We start from the raw sequence: 18,286 nt of genomic DNA on the forward strand, positions 1-18,286 counted from the left end.
CGTCTCTCAGCGTGCCTTATCGCTGCAGGGCGCCCGAGAGGCCGTCCGCGCCGGCGGTTACAGTGATCAGGTGACGTACGCAGCGGCCGAGCGCGCCGCCCTGTCCGACCTGCTCGACCGTGTCGGCCCTGACGCCCCCACGTTGTGCGAGGGCTGGACGACCGCGGATCTCGCCGCCCACCTCGTGCTGCGCGAGCACCGGCCCGACGCGGCGGGCGGCATCGTGATCAAGGCCCTCGCGGGGTACACCGCGTCGGTACAGAACAAGATCAAGAATGGCCGGAGCTGGCCCGCGCTGGTGGACGCCGTGCGCAAGGGCGCCCCCAGGTGGTCGCCGTACCGCCTGCCGGGGCTGGACGAGCTGGTCAACTCCCTGGAGCTGTTCGTCCACCACGAGGACGTGCGGCGCGCGCAGGCCGTGTGGGAGCCCCGCGAGTTGCCCGCCGGGCAGCAGGAAACCATCTGGAAGCGGGTGTCGAGCGGCGCCCGCCTCATGGTGCGCCGCTCCCCCGTGCCCGTCGTGCTGCGCCACCCCGACGGCCGCACCGCCGGCGCCGCCCCGGGCCCCGGACCCCGCGTCACCGTGACAGGCCCGCCCGCCGAGCTGCTGCTGTTCGCCTTCGGCCGCCAGGCGCACGCCCGCGTCACCTGCGAGGGCGACGAGACGTCGATCGCCCGCGTCCGCTCGGCCCCCCTCGGCCTCTGAACCCGGCCGTCCAGGACCGCTGACCCCGGTCGGCTGTCCGCTCCATGCCTTTCCCGGTACTTCTGTGCCCTTCTCCGTGCTTCCCGCCTGCTCGGGGGCCGCGATTCGGATGGCCGGAACCCCGCCGCCCCGTCACCCGTTCAGATTGCGGAACGTATGCCGGCGGACCCCCACGAAAGGCACACCGATGAAGCTCCAAAAGGTGCTCGTCTACCTGGCCGTCGCCTTCGCCGTCTTCTACCTCTACTCCCGCCCCGCCGACGCGGCCGACGCCGTGCGCGGCGTCATCGACGGCATCGGCACCGGGGCCTCCCAACTGGCCACGTTCTTCTCCCAGTTGTTCGCCTGACCCGCCCCCGCGCGGACGCGGAGGGCGGGCGAGGTTCAGCGCACCGGGTGGCCGGACCGGCGGAGGGTCTCCTTGACGTCGGAGATGGTGAGCCGCCGGAAGTGGAAGACGCTGGCGGCGAGCACGGCGTCCGCGCCGGCCTCCACGGCGGGCGGGAAGTCGTCCAGGGCGCCCGCGCCGCCGCTGGCGATCACCGGGACGGTCACGGCCTTGCGGACGGCGCGGATCATCTCCAGGTCGTAGCCGTCCTGGGTGCCGTCGCCGTCCATGGAGTTGAGCAGGATCTCGCCGACGCCGTACTCCTGGCCCCGCCGGGCCCAGTCGACGGCGTCGATGCCGGTGCCGCGCCGGCCGCCGTGGGTGGTGACCTCGAAGCCGGACGGGGTGGGCGGGCCGTCCACGACGCGCCGCGCGTCCACCGACAACACGATGCACTGGGCGCCGAACCGCAGGGACGCCTCGGTGAGCAGCTCGGGGCGGGCGATGGCGGCGGTGTTCAGCGACACCTTGTCCGCGCCGGCGCGCAGCAGGCGGTCCACGTCGGCGGTCGAGCGCACCCCGCCGCCGACGGTGAGCGGGATGAAGACCTGCTCGGCGGTGCGGCGCACGACGTCCAGCATGGTGCCGCGGTCGCCGGAGGACGCCGTGATGTCGAGGAACGTCAGCTCGTCGGCGCCCTCGGCGTCGTAGCGCCGCGCGAGCTCCACCGGGTCCCCCGCGTCCCGCAGGTTCTCGAAGTTGACGCCCTTGACCACCCGCCCGGCGTCGACGTCCAGGCAGGGGATCACCCGCACCGCCACCGTCATGAGCGGACCGCCGCGAGCGCCTCGGGCAGGGTGAACGCCTGGGCGTAGAGGGCCTTGCCGACGATGGCGCCCTCGACGCCCTCGGGCACCAGGCCCGCCAGCGCACGCAGGTCGTCCAGGGACGACACGCCGCCGCTGGCGATCACCGGCTTGTCGGTGCGGGCGCAGACCTGGCGCAGCAGGTCGATGTTCGGGCCGCGCAGGGTGCCGTCCTTGGTGACGTCGGTGAGGACGTAGCGCGGGCAGCCGTCGGCCTCCAGGCGGTCGAGGACCTCCCACAGGTCACCGCCCTCACGGGTCCAGCCGCGGGCCGCGAGCGTGGTGCCGCGCACGTCCAGGCCGACGGCGATGCGGTCGCCGTACTCGGCGATGATCTTGGCGCACCAGGCGGGGTCCTCCAGCGCGGCCGTGCCGATGTTGACGCGGCGGCAGCCGGTGGCGAGGGCCGCCTCCAGCGACGCGTCGTCGCGGATGCCGCCGGACAGCTCCACCTGGACGTCCAGCGCCGCCACCACCGAGGCGAGCAGCTCGCGGTTGGACCCGCGGCCGAAGGCGGCGTCCAGGTCGACCAGATGGACCCACTCGGCGCCCGCCTCCTGCCAGGCCAGCGCGGCGGCCAGCGGGTCGCCGTACGACGTCTCCGTCCCCGCCTCGCCCTGCACCAGCCGGACGGCCTGGCCGTCCGCGACGTCCACGGCGGGCAACAGCACCAGCGACATGATCTACGACCTCCGGTCGAATGCGACGGTGACGAGCACCGGGAACACCAACAACGACAACACCAGCACGCCGAGACGGGCCGCCCATCCGCTGAGCAGCAGCCACGCCCCCGCCTGGACCAGCAGGAACAACACCACCATGACGGCGTTCTGCACCCGGCGGCGCCGGGCCAGCACCCCGCCCTGCCGCGCGACCCGGACCGGGCGCGGCGCCAGCCCCGCGAGGCGCTCACGCCGTCCGCGCCACCGGGCCCGGCGGGCGTCCTTCTCGGCGCGCCGCGCCGCCTGCCGCGCCCGCTCGGCCTCCCGCTCGGCGCGGCGCCTGGCACGCTCCTTGCTCATGCTCGTAAAGGGTTCACAACGTGGCCAGCCAGTTCATCAGCAGCAGGGCCCCCGCGTCCCCGGACTTCTCCGGGTGGAACTGGGTCGCCGACAGCGGGCCGTTCTCGACCGCGGCCACGAACGGGACGCCGTGCTCGGCCCAGGTGACGAGCGGCGCGCGGAAGCCGTCGCCGCCCAGCGGCTCGAACCTGCGCACGCCGTAGGAGTGCACGAAGTAGAACCGGGTGGACGGGTCGAGCCCGGCGAACAGCACCGAGTCCTCGGGGGCCCGCACGGTGTTCCAGCCCATGTGCGGCAGCACCGGGGCGTCCAGGCGCTCCACGACGCCGGGCCACTCGCCGCAGCCCTCGTGGCGCTCGCCGTGCTCGACGCCCTCGGCGAACAGGATCTGCATGCCGACGCAGATGCCGAGCACCGGGCGACCGCCGGCGAGGCGGCGGCCGATGATCTGGTCGCCGCGCACGGAGCGCAGCCCGGCGACGCAGGCGCCGAACGCCCCCACACCGGGCACGACCAGGCCGTCGGCGTTCAGCGCGGCGTCGAAGTCGGCGGTGACGGTCACGTCGGCGCCCGCGCGCGCGACGGCCCGCTCGGCGGAGCGCAGATTGCCCGAGCCGTAGTCGAGGACGACGACGTTCACCACCACAGCACCCCCGCCCCGATGGCCATCGCCGCGAGGGCGCCGAGCACCACGGCGCCGGCCTTCATGCCCTGGCGGAAGAACGAGACGACCCCGCCGATGAGGAACAGCCCGATGAAGAGCATCACCGGGGCGGTCCAGTTGGAGCTCACAGCACCCCCTTGGTGCTCGGCACGCCGGTCGCGCGGGGGTCGCGCTCGCTGGCCGCCCGCAGCGCCCGGGCCAGCGCCTTGAACTGCGCCTCCACGATGTGGTGGGCGTTGCGCCCGTACGGCACCCGCACGTGCAGGCACACGGCGGCCTGGGCCACGAACGACTCCAGGATGTGCCGGGTCAGCGTGGTGTCGTACTCGGGCCCGATCATCGGGGCCATGCCGTCCGGCTCGCTGTGCACGAGGTAGGGACGGCCGGACAGGTCGACGGTCACCTCGGCCAGCGCCTCGTCCAGCGGGCAGGACGCGCTGCCGAACCGCCGGATGCCGGACTTGTCGCCGAGGGCCTCGCGGAACGCCGCGCCGAGCGCCAGCGCGGTGTCCTCGATGGTGTGGTGGGCGTCGATGTGCAGGTCGCCGTCGGTCTTCACGGTCAGGTCGAACAGGCCGTGCTTGCCGAGCTGGGCGAGCATGTGGTCGAAGAAGCCGACGCCGGTGGAGACGTCCACGCGGCCGGTGCCGTCCAGGCCCACCTCGACCAGCACCGAGGTCTCCTTGGTGGTGCGCTCGACGCGGCCCGTCCTCTGCCTAGGCGCGGCTGCGGCGGGACTGGTCACAAGGTCTCCTCGGTGTCGTCGGTGACTTTCGCGTGCGGGATCGGGGGGTGCCCGGCGAGGACGCCGGCCATGGCGTGGCGGAACGCCGCCATCTCCTCGGCGGTGCCGACCGAGACGCGCAGCCACTCGGGCGGGCCGACCTCGCGGATCAGCACCCCATGGGCGAGCAGCGCCTCCCAGACGGCGCGCCGGTCGGCGAAACGGCCGAACAGCACGAAGTTGGCGTCGGAGTCGGCCACCGCCAGGCCGAGCCCGCGCAGCCACGCCACCACGTCGTCCCGCTCGGCCCGCAGGCGGTCCACCGTGCCGAGCAGGTCGTCGCGGTGCGCCAGCGCGACCCGGGCCGCGGCCTGGGTGAGCGTGGACAGGTGGTAGGGCAGGCGGACCAGCAGCAGCGCCTCCACCACGGCGGGGTCGGCGGCGAGGTAGCCGAGGCGGGTGCCCGCCATGGCGAACGCCTTGGACATGGTGCGGGTGACGATCAGCCGCGGGTTGCCGGGCAGCAGCCGCAGCGCGCTCGGCGTGCCGGTGCGGGCGAACTCGAAGTACGCCTCGTCGACCACCACCATGCCCGGGGCGGCCTTGGCGACCCGCTCGATGACGTCCAGCGGCAGCGCCGTGCCGGTCGGGTTGTTCGGGCTGGTCAGGAAGACGATGTCGGGGCGGTGCTCCTCGATCGCGGCCATCGCGCGGTCGGCGTCCAGCCCGAAGTCGTCGTCGCGGGCACCGGAGATCCAGCGGGTGGACGCGCCGGTGGTGATGATCGGGTGCATGGAGTACGACGGCTCGAACCCCATGGCGCTGCGCCCGTGGCCGCCGAACGCCTGAAGGATCTGCTGGAGGATCTCGTTGGACCCGTTGGCCGCCCACACCTGGGCGGGCGCGAGACCGTGGCCGAGGTAGGCCGCGAGGTCCTCGCGCAGCGCCACGGCGTCCCGGTCGGGGTAGCGGTTCAGCGCGCCTGCCTGGGCGCGCACCGCCTCGGCCAGGCCGTCCACCAGTGCCGCCGACGGCGGGTAGGGGTTCTCGTTGGTGTTGAGCCGCACCGGCACGTCGAGCTGGGGCGCGCCGTACGGCGTGCGGCCGCGCAGGTCGTCGCGCAGCGGCAGATCGTCCAGCCGGACGCGGCTCTCGGGGACGCCGCTCATCGGGGGCCCTCCGGGAAGCGCGCCCGGACCGCGGCCCCGTGCGCCGGGAGGTCCTCGGCCTCGGACAGCGCGTAGACGTGCGGCGCGGCCTGCGCGAGCGCCTCGCGGGTGTAGTCGACGACGTGCACGCCGCGCAGGAAGGTCTGCACCGACAGGCCCGAGGAGTGGCAGGCGCAGCCGCCGGTGGGCAGCACGTGGTTGGACCCGGCGAGGTAGTCGCCGAGCGACACCGGGGCGTACGGCCCGATGAAGATCGCGCCGGCGTTGCGCACGCGGGCGGCGACCTCGGCGGCGTCCGCCGTCTGGATCTCCAGGTGCTCGGCGGCGTAGGCGTCGGCCACCCGAAGCGCGTCGTCGATGCCCGACACCAGCACGATCGCCGACTGCGACCCCGACAGCGCCTCGGCGATGCGCTCGGAGTGGCGGGTGGCGGCGACCTGGCCGGGCAGTTCCTTCTCCACGGCGTCGGCCAGGCGCTCGCTCGGCGTGACCAGCACGGCCGCGGCGATGACGTCGTGCTCGGCCTGGCTGATCAGGTCGGCGGCGACGTGCGCGGGGTCGGCGGTGTCGTCGGCGACGATCATGATCTCGGTGGGCCCGGCCTCGGAGTCGATGCCGATGCGGCCCTTGAGCAGGCGCTTGGCGGCGGCCACCCAGATGTTGCCCGGGCCGGTCACCATGTTCACCGGCGGGCACTCCTCGGTGCCGTAGGCGAACATCGCCACGGCCTGCGCGCCGCCGACGGCGTACACCTCGTCCACGCCGAGCAGGGCGCAGGCGGCGAGGATGGCGGGGTGCGGCAGCCCGCCGTGCCCGGCCTGCGGGGGCGAGCTCACGGCGAGGGACGGCACGCCGGCCTCCTGGGCGGGCACGACGTTCATGACGACGCTGGAGGGGTACACGGCCCGGCCGCCCGGGACGTACAGCCCGACGCGTTCCACCGGCACCCAGCGCTCGGTGACCGTGCCGCCGGGCACGACGTGGGTGGTGACGTCCGCCCTGCGCTGGTCGCGGTGCACCAGGCGGGCGCGGCGGATCGACTCCTCCAGCGCGGCCCGCACCGCGGGGTCCAGCGCGTCGAGCGCGACGGACAGCGCGTCGGCGGGCACACGGGTGGAGGCGAGCTCCACGCCGTCCAGGCGGGCGGTGAGCTCCCGCACGGCCGCCACTCCCCTATGGCGCACGTCGTCGCACAGAGGGCGCACGTCGGCCAGGGCGGCCTCGACATCGAGGTCGGCTCGGGGCAGCAGTTCTCGCGGATCGGACGGCAGTGACCCGCGCAGGTCGATACGGGTTATCACCGCACCAGTCTACGGAGGGTGGCGGGGCGTTCCTGCGGACGTCCGCCATTCGGACGATGTCTTTACATTGTAGATTTTAATTCCGCATTAAGCTGGCGCCGTGAGCAAGACGAAGAGCAAGGGCGGCCAGAGCACGCCCGCGACCGTGGCGCTGACCAAGGCCGGGGCCGGCTTCACCCTGCACCCCTACGACCACGACCCGAACGCCCAGGCGTACGGCGAGGAGGCCGCCGACGCGCTCGGCGTGCCGCAGATGCGGATCTTCAAGACGCTCGTGGCGGAGATCGAGAGCGGCCTCGCGGTCGCGGTCGTGCCGGTGGCGGGCAAACTGGACCTGAAGGCCCTCGCCTCCGCCCTCGGCGGCAAGCGGGCGGCCATGGCGGACGCCGCGAAGGTGGAGCGGGTCACCGGGTACGTCGTCGGCGGCATCAGCCCGCTCGGCCAGCGCAAGGCCCTGCCGACCGTGGTGGACTCCTCGGCGCTGGACTTCCCGACGATCTTCTTCTCCGCGGGGCGGCGGGGCCTGCAGATCGAGGCGGCGCCCGCCGACCTGGTGCGCCTCACCCGCGCCGTCACCGCGGCCATCGGCAAGGGGGCCGCGTGACCTCGCCGGTCCACCTGCCCGCCACCGAGATGCTCGCACTGCTGCGTTCCCGGCAGATGAGCGCGGCCGAGCTGACCGAGGCGCACCTGCGGCGCATCGAGCAGGTCAACGGGCGGGTCAACGCCATCGTCACGCTGTCGGCCGACCGGGCCATGGACGAGGCCCGCGAGCTGGACCGCGACCTCGCCCGGGGCGTGTGGCGTGGCCCGCTGCACGGCCTGCCGATCGCGTTCAAGGACCTCACCGACACCGCCGGCATCCGCACCACGTACGGCTCGCGGCTGTTCGCCGACCACGTGCCGCGCGAGGACGCCCTGGTGGTGAGACGGGCGCGGGCCGCCGGGGCGGTCACGCTGGGCAAGACCAACACCCCCGAGTTCGGCACCGGCTCCCACACCGTCAACGAGGTGTTCGGCGCCACCCGCAACCCCTACGACCTGGCGCGCAGCGCGGGCGGAAGCAGCGGCGGCGCGGCGGCGGCGCTGGCCTCGGGCATGACGGCGCTCGCCGACGGCTCGGACATGGGCGGCTCGCTGCGCAACCCCGCGTCGTTCTGCAACGTGGTCGGGCTGCGGCCCACACCCGGCCGGGTGCCCGACTTCTCGCGCACCGCGGCGTGGTTCACCCTCGGCGTGCCGGGGCCGATGGCCCGCACGGTGGCCGACGCGGCGCTCCTGCTGAGCGTCATCGCCGGGTTCGCGCCGAGCTCGCCGTTCGCGATCCGCGAGGACGGCTCGGCGTTCGCCGGGCCGCTGGAGCCGGGGGTCGAGGGCATGCGGGTCGCCTGGAGCCCCGACCTCGGCGGGCTGCCGGTGGACCCGCGCACCGCCGAGGTGACCGCGCGGGCACCCGCCGTGCTGTCCGGGCTCGGCGCCAAGGTCGAGCAGGTGGAGCTGAACCTGACCGACGCCGAGGACGCCTTCCGCACCTACCGGGGCTGGCAGTACGCCGCGACCTACGGCGAGCTGCCCGGCGACCTGCTCGGCCCCAACGTGCGGTGGAACGTCGAGCAGGGCAGGAAGGTCACCGCGGCCGATCTGGCGCGGGCCGAGAAGCTGCGCAGCCGGCTGTTCCAGAAGATGAGCCGGTTCTTCGACACCTACGACCTGCTGATCGCGCCGGTCAGCCAGGTGCCGCCGTTCCCGGTCGAGGACCCCTACGTCACCGAGATCGCGGGCACCCCGATGCCGGACTACCTGGCGTGGATGCGCTCGGCGTACTGGATCAGCGTGCTGCACGCCCCCGCCGCGTCGGTGCCCTGCGGCTTCACCCCCGAGGGGTGGCCGGTGGGCGTGCAGATGATCGCCCGACCGTTCGAGGACCTCACCGTGCTGCGCGCCGCGCACGCCTTCGAGCAGGCCACCCGGCACGGCGACACGCGGCCCCCGCTCGGCTGAACGGCCCGTTCAGCCGGCCCGTTCAGCCCTCGCTCGGCTGAACGGGCCGGGAGCGGCCGGACCGGCTCCTCCCGGCCCCGGCTACATCGGGGGCGGGCCCGCGGGGCCCGAGCGGCGTTCCGGGGGCCATTCGGTGCCGAGGTGCGGAGGATGCGCGGGCGGGGTGCCGTCACCGGCGTGGGGATTGCGGAGCGGGGAGTCGCGGTAGCCGTCGGCGGACTCCAGGATGCCGAAGACGGCGACACCGATGAGCGGCCAGCACAGCAGGACGCCCGCGGCGGTGACGGTGAGCACGCCGACGGTGGAGCCCACGGCGGCCGAGCCGGGGGCGGCGGCCTGCACGGCGGCCGAGCCGAGCGAGGTGCCGACGGTGACGGTGAGGCGTCCGGCCAGCAGGCCGCCCACGGCGAGGCCGGCCAGCAGCGCGATGGGCCGCCCGCGGCGGGCCAGCAGGTAGGCGGCGACCCCGGACGCCAGCCCGGCGACGCCGGTGATCAGGGCGAACCAGCCGTCGGCGGCGATGAGCGCCTGCGTCATGGGATCGGTGAGCCGCGGGCCCGAGGTGGTGATGACGTACGGCGTGCGGGGCGCCACCGCGGACCACAGCAGCCCCGCCGCCGCGCCCAGCGCGGCGAGCACCCCGACCGTCAGCACGAAGTCCCGCAGATGCCGCACCCGATCACCTCGCCCCGCCGCGCGCCGCGCACCGGCACGCGGGCCCCGACAATGGTACCGATGCCGCGTCACGATGCCGTCAACTACGCCGTCACGCACGCCGTCCCCGTGCCGTCCCCCATGCCGCCCGCGCACCACCGCCTTCGGCCGGGCGCGCGGCACGGTTAGGCTGTCCCCCGTGAGTGAAGAGGTATGGCTGATCGAGCCGTCCGGGCCTCTCCGGGGGGACGTCGAGGTACGCGGGTCCAAGAACGCCGTGTCCAAGCACATGGTGGCCGCGATGCTGGGCAGCGGGCCGAGCACGTTGCACAACGCCCCCGAGGTGGGCGAGGTCGGCATCACCGCCGCCATGCTCGGGGCACTCGGCATCGAGGTCGACATCACGCAGCGCGAGATCACGCTGGAGCGCGGCCCGGAGATCCGGCCACGGGTGCCCGAGGCGTTCACCGGCCTCAACCGCATCCCCATCCTGATGCTGGGGCCGTTGCTGCACCTGGCCGGCGAGGCGTTCGTCCCGCTGGTGGGCGGCGACCCGATCGGGCGGCGGCCGGTCAACTTCCACGTCGAGGCGCTGCGGGCGATGGGCGCCGAGGTCGAGGTGGGCGACGCCGGCATCACGGCCAAGGCCACCCGCCTGCGCGGCACCCGCATCGAGCTGCCGTACCCGAGCGTCGGCGCCACCGAGACCATCCTGCTGTCGGCGGTGCTCGCCGAGGGCAAGACGGTGATCAAGGGGGCGGCCACCGAGCCCGAGGTCGTCGAGCTGGCGCTGTTCCTGCAGCGCATGGGGGCGCGCATCGAGCTCAGCCCGGACCGCCGCATCGTCATCGAGGGCGTGGAGCGGCTGCGCGGGGCGTCCACGTGGCTGGCGGGCGACCGCATCGAGGCGTTCTCCTACCTCGTGGCCGGGCTCATCACCAAGGGCGAGGTGCGGGTGCACGGCTGCCCGCAGGACCGCCTGGTCACCGCCATCACCACGCTCGCCCGCATGGGCGCGCAGTTCGACATCACCGACGAGTGGCTCACCGCGTCCGCGCCGGACGGCCTGCGCGCCGCCGCCGTGCAGACCGACACCCACCCGGGGTTCATGACCGACTGGCAGACCCCGCTGATGGTGCTGTTCACGCAGGCCGAGGGCATGTCGGTGCTGCACGAGACGGTGTTCGAGAACCGTCTGGTGTACGTGCCGGCGCTGCAGAAGATGGGCTGCGAGATCGAGATCTTCAACGTGTGCCTCGGCGGCCCGGCGTGCCGGTACCACGACACCAACGCCAAACACTCGGCGGTGGTGCGCGGCGTGTCCAAGCTGCGCGGCGCCGACGTCACGCTGCCGGACATCCGGGCCGGGTTCTCCGCGGTGCTCGCCGCGGCGGTCGCGGAGGGCAATTCCACCCTGCGCGGGGTCAACCACATCGAACGCGGATACCACCGCGTTTTTGACCAGTTCACCTCACTTGGGATGAAGATCAGCAGGGAAGCGTAAAGTTTCGCACGGCGGGCGTTTGCCTCCGTTCCGGTGGTCGCACGTTCTATGCCGTGACCTCGGGATCCGACGGCCGCCGCACGCCCGGCGGCGAGGCCGCGCCGCGGCGCCGCGAGCGTCCCGTGCCCGCGGGCCTCGCCGTGCTGGGCCTCGCGGGCGTGGCCGGCGGCGTGCTCGTGGCCGGCCTCGCGCTCCCGGCGGTGGGCGGGGCCGGGGTGTTCACCAGGGACGCCTCGCGCAACTTCTTCGAGACGCCGTCCGCGCTGCGGGAGGCGCCGCTGCCCGAACGCACCCGGCTGCTGGACAAGGACGGCCGGCAGTTCGCCCAGTTCTACGTGCAGAACCGGCGGTCGGTGGACATCACGCGGATCGCACCGGTGATGCTGAAGGCGATCGTCGCCATCGAGGACGCCCGGTTCTACGAGCACGCGGGGCTCGACCTGCGGGGCACGCTGCGCGCGATGATCGCCAACACCCGGGCCGGTGAGATCAAGCAGGGCGGGTCGTCGCTGACGCAGCAGCTCGTGAAGAACATCCTGCTGCAGAACGCCCGCTCCGACGGGGAACGCGACTCGGCCCGCGCGCCGAGCATCCGCCGCAAGCTGCAGGAACTGCGGTACGCGATGGGGCTGGAGCGCAAGTACTCCAAGGACCAGATCCTGGTGCGGTACCTCAACATCGCCTACTTCGGGGGCGGCGCCTTCGGCGTGGAGGCCGCGGCGCGGCGGTTCTTCGGCACCTCGGCGGCCGAGCTCACGCTGGCGCAGGCCGCGACGCTCGCCGGGGCGGTGCGCACGCCGTCCGTCACCGACCCCACGCTCGGCCCCGAGCAGCGGGAACGGCTGCGGTCCCGGCGGGGCCTGGTGCTGGACCGCATGGCGCGACTGCGCATGGTGCCCCCGGCGCGGGCCGCGGCGGCCAAGGCGGAGCCGCTGGCGCTGGACCTGCGGCCCGAGCCCGGGGGGTGCGCCGAGAGCGAGTACCCGTTCTTCTGCCTCTACGTGCAGCGGGAGATCGCCGTCAACCCGGCGTTCGGGCAGACCCGGGCCGAGCGGGAGCGCCGCCTGTACCGCGACGGGCTGGAGATCACCACCACGCTGGACCGGCGCATGCAGGCCGCCGCGCAGAAGGCCATCGCCGAGTACGTGCACCCGCGCGACCACCAGGTGGCGGCCGAGGCGATGGTCGAGCCGGGCACCGGGCGCATCCGGGCGATCGCCGCGAGCAAGAAGTACGGCCTCAACGCCGGCGGCAAGGACCAGGGGGCGCACACCACCTTCAACCTGGCGGCCGACATCGCGCACGGCGGCGGGCAGGGCTTCCAGGCCGGGTCGACGTTCAAGGTGTTCACGCTGGCCACCGCGCTGGCCAAGGGGTGGCGGTTCGACCAGGGGTTCGACACGCCGGGGGCGTTCTCTCCGTCGTCGGGCTACCGCGACTGCACGGGCAAGAACGTCAGCGTGCCGGACGCCGTGGTGCACAACGCGGGCGGCGAGGGGCGCGGCGGACCGTACAGCCTGGCCACGGGCACCTGGCAGTCGGTCAACATCTTCTACATGATGCTGGAGCGCGACGTCGGGCTGTGCGACGTGGTGCGCACCGCCCGGTCGCTCGGCGTCGCCCGCGCCGACGGCAAGCCGCTGAAGGAGGTGCCGACGTTCACCCTCGGGGTGAACGAGATGGACCCGGTGACGGTCGCGGCGGCGTTCGCGACGTTCGGCGCGCGGGGCCGGTACTGCCGCCCGATGGCGGTGCTGGCGATCACCGAACGCGGGGGCCGGCACACCACGGTGTCCCCGAGCTGCTCCGCGCCGATCGAGGAGGGCGTGGCGGACGCGGTGAACTTCGTGTTGTCCGGCGTGTTCAGCAGGGGCACCATGCGCGGCCAGGGCATCGGCCGGCCCGCGGCGGGCAAGACCGGCACCAACAACGGCTACACCTCGGCGTGGTTCGCCGGCTACACCCCCGAGCTGGCCGCCGCGGTCAGCCTGGGCGACATCCGGGGCGCCTACAAACACCCTCTGAACGGCGTCGAGATCGGCGGCCGCTCCTACGGCGGCGTCCAGGGCGCCACCCTGCCCGGCCCCATCTGGGTCACCTCCATGGAGGGCGCGCTGCGCGACGTCCCCGCCACGTCCTTCACCCCGCCCGACCACTCCCGCTTCGGCGGCGGCACCACCCCCGGCCTCGCCCCGGAGGACCAGCTCACCGGGCGCGACCCCGCCGACGAGCGCGACGGCCGCCGCCGGGACGGCGACGAACGCTACGAGGAGGACGGCGAGGACCGCCCCGCCCGGGGCGGCCGCCTGCGCCGCCACTGGTACCCCGGCGACCGGCCGTTCCGCCCCTACCCGGAGGCCTACGACCTGCTCAGGGACTGGGAACGCGGGCTCCCCGCACCCCGCCGCCGCGCCCCCGGGCCCTACGACCGGCACGACCGCTACGAGGGCGCGGAGCCGTACGACCCGGGGTACTGGCGCGAGTAGGCGCCGGCCCACCTTGGTCGTCCCGTGGCCGCCGGGCGACGGAACGGTCAGGCGCCGATGCAGGCCGGGCCGAGGAGCTGCTTGAGGTCACCCATGAGGGCCGGGGACGGGGCGACGCGCAGGCGGTCGTCCAGGCGCATGACGGTGGTCTTGGAGCCGTTGTGGAGCTGCAGGTGGACCTCGGTGGTGCCGCGGTGGCTGGTGAGGACCTCCTTCAGGCGGCCGATCACCGGGGGGGTGCAGCGGGTCAGGGCCAGGCTGACCACCAGGGGGCCGCCCGCCTCCTGGGAGAGGTCGGGGGCGGTGACCTCCATGGCGACGATCTTGGCGACGTCCTCGCGCTTGTCCAGGCGGCCCTTGACGAAGACGATGGCGTCCTCGGCGAGCACGGTGGCGCAGAGCTGGTAGGCGGACGGGAAGATCATCACCTCGATGGAGCCCTCCAGGTCCTCCAGGTTGGTGAGGACCCAGGTGTCGCCCTTCTTGGTGACCTTGCGCTGCAGGCCGCTGAGGATGCCGCCCACGATGACCACCTGGCCGTCGGGGCGCTCGTCGGCCTGCAGGGACGCCACCGAGCAGTCCGCGCCGGCCGACAGGATGTGCTCCACGCCGAACAGCGGGTGGTCGGAGACGTACAGACCGAGCATCTCGCGCTCGAACACCAGCAGGGTGGACTTGTCCCACTCCCCCACCGGGATCTGCACGTCGAACGTCTGGTCCTCGGCGCCGTCGATGGCGCCGAACAACGAGTCCTGCCCGATGGCTTCGTTCTTCTTGATGTCGATGACGGCGTCCACGGCCTGCTCGTGCACCATGAGCAGGCCCTTGCGCTCGTGGCCGAGCGAGTCGAACGCGCCCGCCTTGATCAGCGACTCGATGACGCGCTTGTTGCAGACCAGCGCGGGCACCTTGCGCAGGAAGTCCTTGAAGTCGGCGAAGCGGCCCTTGCCGCCGCGCGCCGCGATGATGCCGTCCACGACGTTGCCGCCGACGTTGCGCACCGCCGACAGGCCGAAGCGCACGTCGGTGCCGCGCGGGGTGAAGTCGAAGTCGGAGTCGTTGACGTCCGGCGGGAGCACCTTGATGCCCATGCGGCGGCACTCGTTGAGGTACAGCGCCGACTTGTCCTTGTCGTCCTTGACCGAGGTGAGCAGCGCCGCCATGTACTCGGCCGGGTAGTTGGCCTTGAGGTAGGCGGTCCAGTACGACACCAGGCCGTACGCGGCGCTGTGCGCCTTGTTGAAGGCGTAGTCGGAGAAGGGGACCAGGATGTCCCAGAGGGTCTTGATCGCCGCGGCGGAGTAGCCGTTGTCCTTCATGCCCTGCTCGAAGGACTCGAACTGCTTGTCCAGCTCGGCCTTCTTCTTCTTGCCCATCGCGCGGCGCAGAAGATCCGCTTTGCCGAGCGAGAACCCGGCGACCTTCTGCGCGATGGCCATGACCTGCTCCTGGTACACGATCAGGCCGTAGGTCGTGCCGAGGATCTCCTTCAGCGACTCCTCGAACTCGGGGTGGATCGGGGTGATGTCCTGCTGGCCGTTCTTGCGCAGCGCGTAGTTGGTGTGGGAGTTGGCGCCCATCGGGCCGGGGCGGTACAGCGCGCCGACCGCGGAGATGTCCTCGAAGTTGTCGGGCTTCATCAGCCGCAGCAACGACCGCATGCCGCCGCCGTCGAGCTGGAACACCCCCAGGGTGTCGCCCCTGCCGAGCAGCTCGTACGTCTTCGGATCGTCCAGCGGGAGTTTCAGCAGGTCGATGGCCTGGCCGGTGTTGCCCTCGATCATCTTCAGGCAGTCGTCGATGATCGTGAGGTTGCGCAGGCCCAGGAAGTCCATCTTCAGCAGGCCGAGCGTCTCGCAGGTCGGGTAGTCGAACTGCGTGATGATCGCGCCGTCGGAGTCGCGGCGCATGATCGGGATGTAGTCGGTCAGCACCTCCGAGGACATGATCACGCCGGCGGCGTGCACGCCGGTCTGCCGGATCAGGCCCTCCAGGCCGCGCCCGAGGTCGATGGCCGCCTTGACGTCGACGTCCTCGTCGTACAGCTTGCGCAGCTCGCCCGCCTCGTTGTAGCGGGGGTGCTCCTTGTCGAAGATGCCGGACAGCGGGATGTCCTTGCCCATCACCGCCGGGGGGAACGCCTTGGAGACGCGGTCGCCGAGGGCGTAAGGGTAGCCGAGGACGCGAGCGGCGTCCTTGATGGCCGCTTTCGCCTTGATGGTGCCGAAGGTGGCGATCATGGCGACCTTGTCGGCGCCGTACTTCTCGGTGACGTACCGGATGACGTCGGCCCGCCGGCGTTCGTCGAAGTCGATGTCGACGTCGGGCATGGACACGCGGTCGGGGTTGAGGAACCGCTCGAAGATCAGGCCGTGCTGCAGGGGGTCCAGGTCGGTGATGCCGAGCGCGTACGCCGCCAGTGAGCCCGCCGCCGAGCCGCGGCCCGGGCCCACCCGGATGCCGTTGGTCTTGGCCCACATGATGAAGTCGGCGACCACGAGGAAGTACGAGGGGAACCCCATCTGCAGGATGACGTTCATCTCGTACTCGATCTGGCGGGCGTGCTCCTCTTCCACGCCGTCGGGGTAGCGGCGGGCCATGCCGCGGGCGATCTCCTTGCGGAACCAGCTCTCCTCGGTCTCGCCCTCGGGGATCGGGTAGGTCGGCATGAGGTTCTTGAAGCCGAACATGCCGGACGGGTCGACCTTCTCGGCGACCAGCAGCGTGTTGCGGCAGCCCTCGGCCCACAGGTCGGAGGAGTCGACCGCGCGCATCTCGTCGGCGGTCTTGATGTAGTAGCCGCTGCCGTCGAAGCGGAACCGGTCCGGGTCGGACAGTTGCTTGCCGGTCTGGATGCACAGGAGCGCGTCGTGCGAGGTGGAGTCGGACTCGTAGGTGTAGTGGGAGTCGTTGGTCACCAGCGGCGGGATGCCGAGCTCGGCGGAGATGCGGGTGAGGCCGTCGCGGACCCGGCGCTCGATGTCGAGGCCGTGGTCCATGACCTCCAGGTAGTAGTTCTCCTTGCCGAAGATCTCCTGGTAGCGGGCCGCGGCGGCGACCGCCTCGTCGTACTGGCCGAGGCGCAGGCGGGTCTGCACCTCGCCCGACGGGCAGCCGGTGGTGGCCATCAGGCCGTCGGCGTGCTCGGCGAGGGTCTCGGCGTCCATGCGGGCCCACTTGCGCACGAAGCCCTCGGTGTAGGCACGGGAGGAGAGCTTCATCAGGTTGTGCAGGCCGGTGGCGTTCTTCGCCCAGATGGTCATGTGGGTGTAGTAGCCGCCCGCGGACACGTCGTCGCGCTTCTGGTGCGGCTCGCCCCACAGCACCGGCTTCTTCTGGTGGCGCGAGGCCGGGGCGACGTACGCCTCGATGCCGATGATCGGCTTGATGCCGGCCGCGGTCGCCTGCTTGTGGAAGTCGTAGGCGCCGTGCATGTTGCCGTGGTCGGTGATCGCGATGGCGGGCATCCCGAGATCGCCGACCTGTTTGAACATCTGCTTGAGTCTGGCCGCCCCGTCGAGCATCGAGTACTCGGTGTGGACGTGCAGATGCACAAACGAATCAGCCATGCGGGCCGTCCCTCTCCCCTCGATCCGGTGCGGCGGATGAGAGCCTACGCCGTGCCGCCGCCTCTCGCGGCACACCGGCACCACCGTTCTCAATCGTGACCCCGCGGCCCTCGCCCGCCTGGCCCACTCCCATCATCGCGCCGCGGGGCGCGGGGCGGAAACCGGGGACGAGCTGGGACGGGGATCGGATCAGGTGATCACCTTCCTGGAGCTCCCACCGGCCCGCCGCGGCGAAACCGCTGATCACAGAGCCGGAGGGCTTTCGACGTCCGCTATTTGGACATCGCGTCCCGGATCGCGGACAGGGCGGGCGGTTCTCGCGTTTGCGCGTGCCTGCCGCTATGGGACGATTCATTCGCCTGAAAGGGGGTAGCGCCGGGTGATGTCGGAAGCACGGCCGGGCAAGCGACAGCAGGGACGCCGCGTGGCCGACCGCTACCAGCTACTGGAGCCGATCGGCCGGGGCGGCATGGGCATCGTGTGGCGCGCCCACGACGAGTTGCTGGACCGCGCCGTCGCCGTCAAGGAGGTCCGCTACCCCGGCGACCCCGAGGACGACGAGATCGCCGAGCTGAACCGCCGCACGCTGCGCGAGGCGCGGGCCGCGGGCCGGCTGACCCACCCGAACGTCGTGGTCGTGCACGACGTCATCGAGGAGAACGGCCGCCCGTGGATCGTCATGCAGCTCGTCGACTCCCGCTCCCTGGGCCAGGTGCTGCGTGACGACGGCCCGCTGCCCGTACGGATGGTCGCCGAGATCGGCCTCCGCCTGCTGGAGGCCCTGCGCTCCGCCCACGCCGCCGGCGTGCTGCACCGCGACGTCAAGCCCGAGAACGTGCTGCTCACCGACGACGGCCGGGTGGTCCTGACCGACTTCGGCATCGCCCGCATGGAAACCGACACCACCATGACCCGCACGGGCCTGGTCGGCACCCCCGCCTTCATCGCCCCCGAACGCCTCCGCGGCTACCCCGCCCAGCGCGAGTCCGACTTCTGGTCCCTGGGCGCCACCCTGTACGCCGCCGTCGAAGGCCGCCCCCCGCACGACAAAGGCATGGCCATGGCGACCATGCACGCCGTGCTCAACGACCAGCCAGAACCAGCCCTCAGAGCCGGCCGCCTCAACGCCGTCCTGACCGGCCTCCTGGAAAAGGACCCCACCCGCCGCCTCTCCCCCGACCAAGCCGAACGAATGCTCCGCGCCATAGCGGAGGACCGCACCACCACCCCCACCTCCCACCAGCACACCCTCCCCTCCGCCCCCCTCCCCACCCCACCCACCGCCCCACCCC

17 protein-coding genes are annotated in these 18,286 nt (G+C 72.7%); 7 read left to right on the forward strand and 10 right to left on the reverse strand.

The window, feature by feature from the left end; all coding sequences use genetic code 11:
- The first annotated feature begins 70 nt into the window (after positions 1-70).
- Positions 71-706 carry a TIGR03085 family metal-binding protein gene (locus tag ABGB17_RS28120; RefSeq protein ID WP_347634813.1) on the forward strand — a complete coding sequence of 212 codons (636 nt, stop codon included), beginning with the start codon at positions 71-73 and terminating at the stop codon, positions 704-706.
- A gap of 187 nt (positions 707-893) precedes the next feature.
- Positions 894-1,055 carry a hypothetical protein gene (locus ABGB17_RS28125; protein ID WP_347634815.1) on the forward strand — a complete coding sequence of 54 codons (162 nt, stop codon included), beginning with the start codon at positions 894-896 and terminating at the stop codon, positions 1,053-1,055.
- A 35-nt stretch (positions 1,056-1,090) separates the two neighbouring features.
- Here ABGB17_RS28125 and hisF read toward each other — a convergent pair whose 3' ends face one another.
- The 8 genes from hisF to hisD are packed head-to-tail and all read right to left on the reverse strand — an operon-like array spanning position 1,091 to position 6,780.
- Entirely contained in the window at positions 1,091-1,861 is a 771-nt protein-coding gene (gene hisF / locus ABGB17_RS28130; protein WP_347634817.1) for an imidazole glycerol phosphate synthase subunit HisF, read from the reverse strand.
- Positions 1,858-2,580, reverse strand: coding sequence for a bifunctional 1-(5-phosphoribosyl)-5-((5-phosphoribosylamino)methylideneamino)imidazole-4-carboxamide isomerase/phosphoribosylanthranilate isomerase PriA (priA, locus tag ABGB17_RS28135; protein ID WP_347634819.1), 723 nt, complete (start codon positions 2,578-2,580; stop codon positions 1,858-1,860). The genes hisF and priA overlap by 4 nt, the downstream gene beginning before the upstream one ends.
- A 3-nt stretch (positions 2,581-2,583) precedes the next feature.
- Positions 2,584-2,922: a hypothetical protein gene (locus ABGB17_RS28140; protein ID WP_347634821.1), complete on the reverse strand. Its 339-nt coding sequence runs from the start codon at positions 2,920-2,922 to the stop codon at positions 2,584-2,586.
- Between the two features lie 13 nt (positions 2,923-2,935).
- Positions 2,936-3,568, reverse strand: a complete 633-nt coding sequence (gene hisH, locus ABGB17_RS28145; RefSeq protein ID WP_347634823.1) for an imidazole glycerol phosphate synthase subunit HisH — start codon at positions 3,566-3,568, stop codon at positions 2,936-2,938.
- Complete coding sequence (locus tag ABGB17_RS28150; RefSeq protein WP_347634825.1) at positions 3,559-3,714, reverse strand: hypothetical protein; 156 nt, start codon at positions 3,712-3,714, stop codon at positions 3,559-3,561. Before ABGB17_RS28150 ends, hisH begins: the two co-directional genes overlap by 10 nt.
- Positions 3,711-4,331 (reverse strand): imidazoleglycerol-phosphate dehydratase HisB, encoded by a 621-nt coding sequence (gene hisB, locus ABGB17_RS28155; RefSeq protein WP_347634827.1) that lies wholly within the window; start codon positions 4,329-4,331, stop codon positions 3,711-3,713. The genes ABGB17_RS28150 and hisB overlap by 4 nt, the downstream gene beginning before the upstream one ends.
- Complete coding sequence (locus tag ABGB17_RS28160; protein ID WP_347634829.1) at positions 4,328-5,479, reverse strand: histidinol-phosphate transaminase; 1,152 nt, start codon at positions 5,477-5,479, stop codon at positions 4,328-4,330. The genes hisB and ABGB17_RS28160 overlap by 4 nt, the downstream gene beginning before the upstream one ends.
- Positions 5,476-6,780, reverse strand: coding sequence for a histidinol dehydrogenase (hisD, locus tag ABGB17_RS28165; RefSeq protein WP_347634831.1), 1,305 nt, complete (start codon positions 6,778-6,780; stop codon positions 5,476-5,478). Before hisD ends, ABGB17_RS28160 begins: the two co-directional genes overlap by 4 nt.
- Positions 6,781-6,880: 100 nt before the next feature.
- Here hisD and ybaK point away from each other — a divergent pair, with 100 nt between their 5' ends.
- Together ybaK and ABGB17_RS28175 are read left to right on the forward strand one after the other, a co-directional pair.
- A complete protein-coding gene (gene ybaK, locus ABGB17_RS28170; RefSeq protein WP_347634833.1) occupies positions 6,881-7,384 on the forward strand; it encodes a Cys-tRNA(Pro) deacylase in 504 nt (167 codons plus the stop codon).
- A complete protein-coding gene (locus ABGB17_RS28175; RefSeq protein WP_347634835.1) occupies positions 7,381-8,781 on the forward strand; it encodes an amidase in 1,401 nt (466 codons plus the stop codon). The genes ybaK and ABGB17_RS28175 overlap by 4 nt, the downstream gene beginning before the upstream one ends.
- An 81-nt stretch (positions 8,782-8,862) precedes the next feature.
- Here ABGB17_RS28175 and ABGB17_RS28180 read toward each other — a convergent pair whose 3' ends face one another.
- A complete protein-coding gene (locus ABGB17_RS28180) occupies positions 8,863-9,456 on the reverse strand; it encodes a hypothetical protein (protein ID WP_347634837.1) in 594 nt (197 codons plus the stop codon).
- Between the two features lie 178 nt (positions 9,457-9,634).
- On the opposite strand from ABGB17_RS28180, the gene murA reads away from it, so the two are divergent.
- Positions 9,635-10,939, forward strand: coding sequence for a UDP-N-acetylglucosamine 1-carboxyvinyltransferase (gene murA / locus ABGB17_RS28185; RefSeq protein ID WP_347634839.1), 1,305 nt, complete (start codon positions 9,635-9,637; stop codon positions 10,937-10,939).
- Positions 10,940-10,992: 53 nt separating this feature from the next.
- Entirely contained in the window at positions 10,993-13,425 is a 2,433-nt protein-coding gene (locus tag ABGB17_RS28190; protein ID WP_347634841.1) for a transglycosylase domain-containing protein, read from the forward strand.
- Positions 13,426-13,472: 47 nt separating this feature from the next.
- Here ABGB17_RS28190 and dnaE read toward each other — a convergent pair whose 3' ends face one another.
- Positions 13,473-16,994 carry a DNA polymerase III subunit alpha gene (dnaE, locus tag ABGB17_RS28195; protein ID WP_347634843.1) on the reverse strand — a complete coding sequence of 1,174 codons (3,522 nt, stop codon included), beginning with the start codon at positions 16,992-16,994 and terminating at the stop codon, positions 13,473-13,475.
- Positions 16,995-17,376: 382 nt separating this feature from the next.
- Between dnaE and ABGB17_RS28200 the strand changes: the two genes are divergently transcribed.
- Positions 17,377-18,286: serine/threonine-protein kinase (locus ABGB17_RS28200; protein WP_347634845.1), on the forward strand; the 910-nt coding region annotated here is incomplete at its 3' end.

Source organism: Sphaerisporangium sp. B11E5 (assembly GCF_039871875.1).
Classification (GTDB): Bacteria; Actinomycetota; Actinomycetes; order Streptosporangiales; family Streptosporangiaceae; genus Sphaerisporangium.

Excerpts from the sequence above, each read along its gene's own strand:
- ABGB17_RS28125 (WP_347634815.1), top strand. The coding sequence starts at position 894 with ATGAAGCTCCAAAAGGTGCTCGTCTACCTGGCCGTCGCCTTCGCCGTC.
- hisF (WP_347634817.1), bottom strand. The coding sequence starts at position 1,861 with ATGACGGTGGCGGTGCGGGTGATCCCCTGCCTGGACGTCGACGCCGGG.
- priA (WP_347634819.1), bottom strand. The coding sequence starts at position 2,580 with ATGTCGCTGGTGCTGTTGCCCGCCGTGGACGTCGCGGACGGCCAGGCC.
- ABGB17_RS28140 (WP_347634821.1), bottom strand. The coding sequence starts at position 2,922 with ATGAGCAAGGAGCGTGCCAGGCGCCGCGCCGAGCGGGAGGCCGAGCGG.
- ABGB17_RS28160 (WP_347634829.1), bottom strand. The coding sequence starts at position 5,479 with ATGAGCGGCGTCCCCGAGAGCCGCGTCCGGCTGGACGATCTGCCGCTG.
- dnaE (WP_347634843.1), bottom strand. The coding sequence starts at position 16,994 with ATGGCTGATTCGTTTGTGCATCTGCACGTCCACACCGAGTACTCGATG.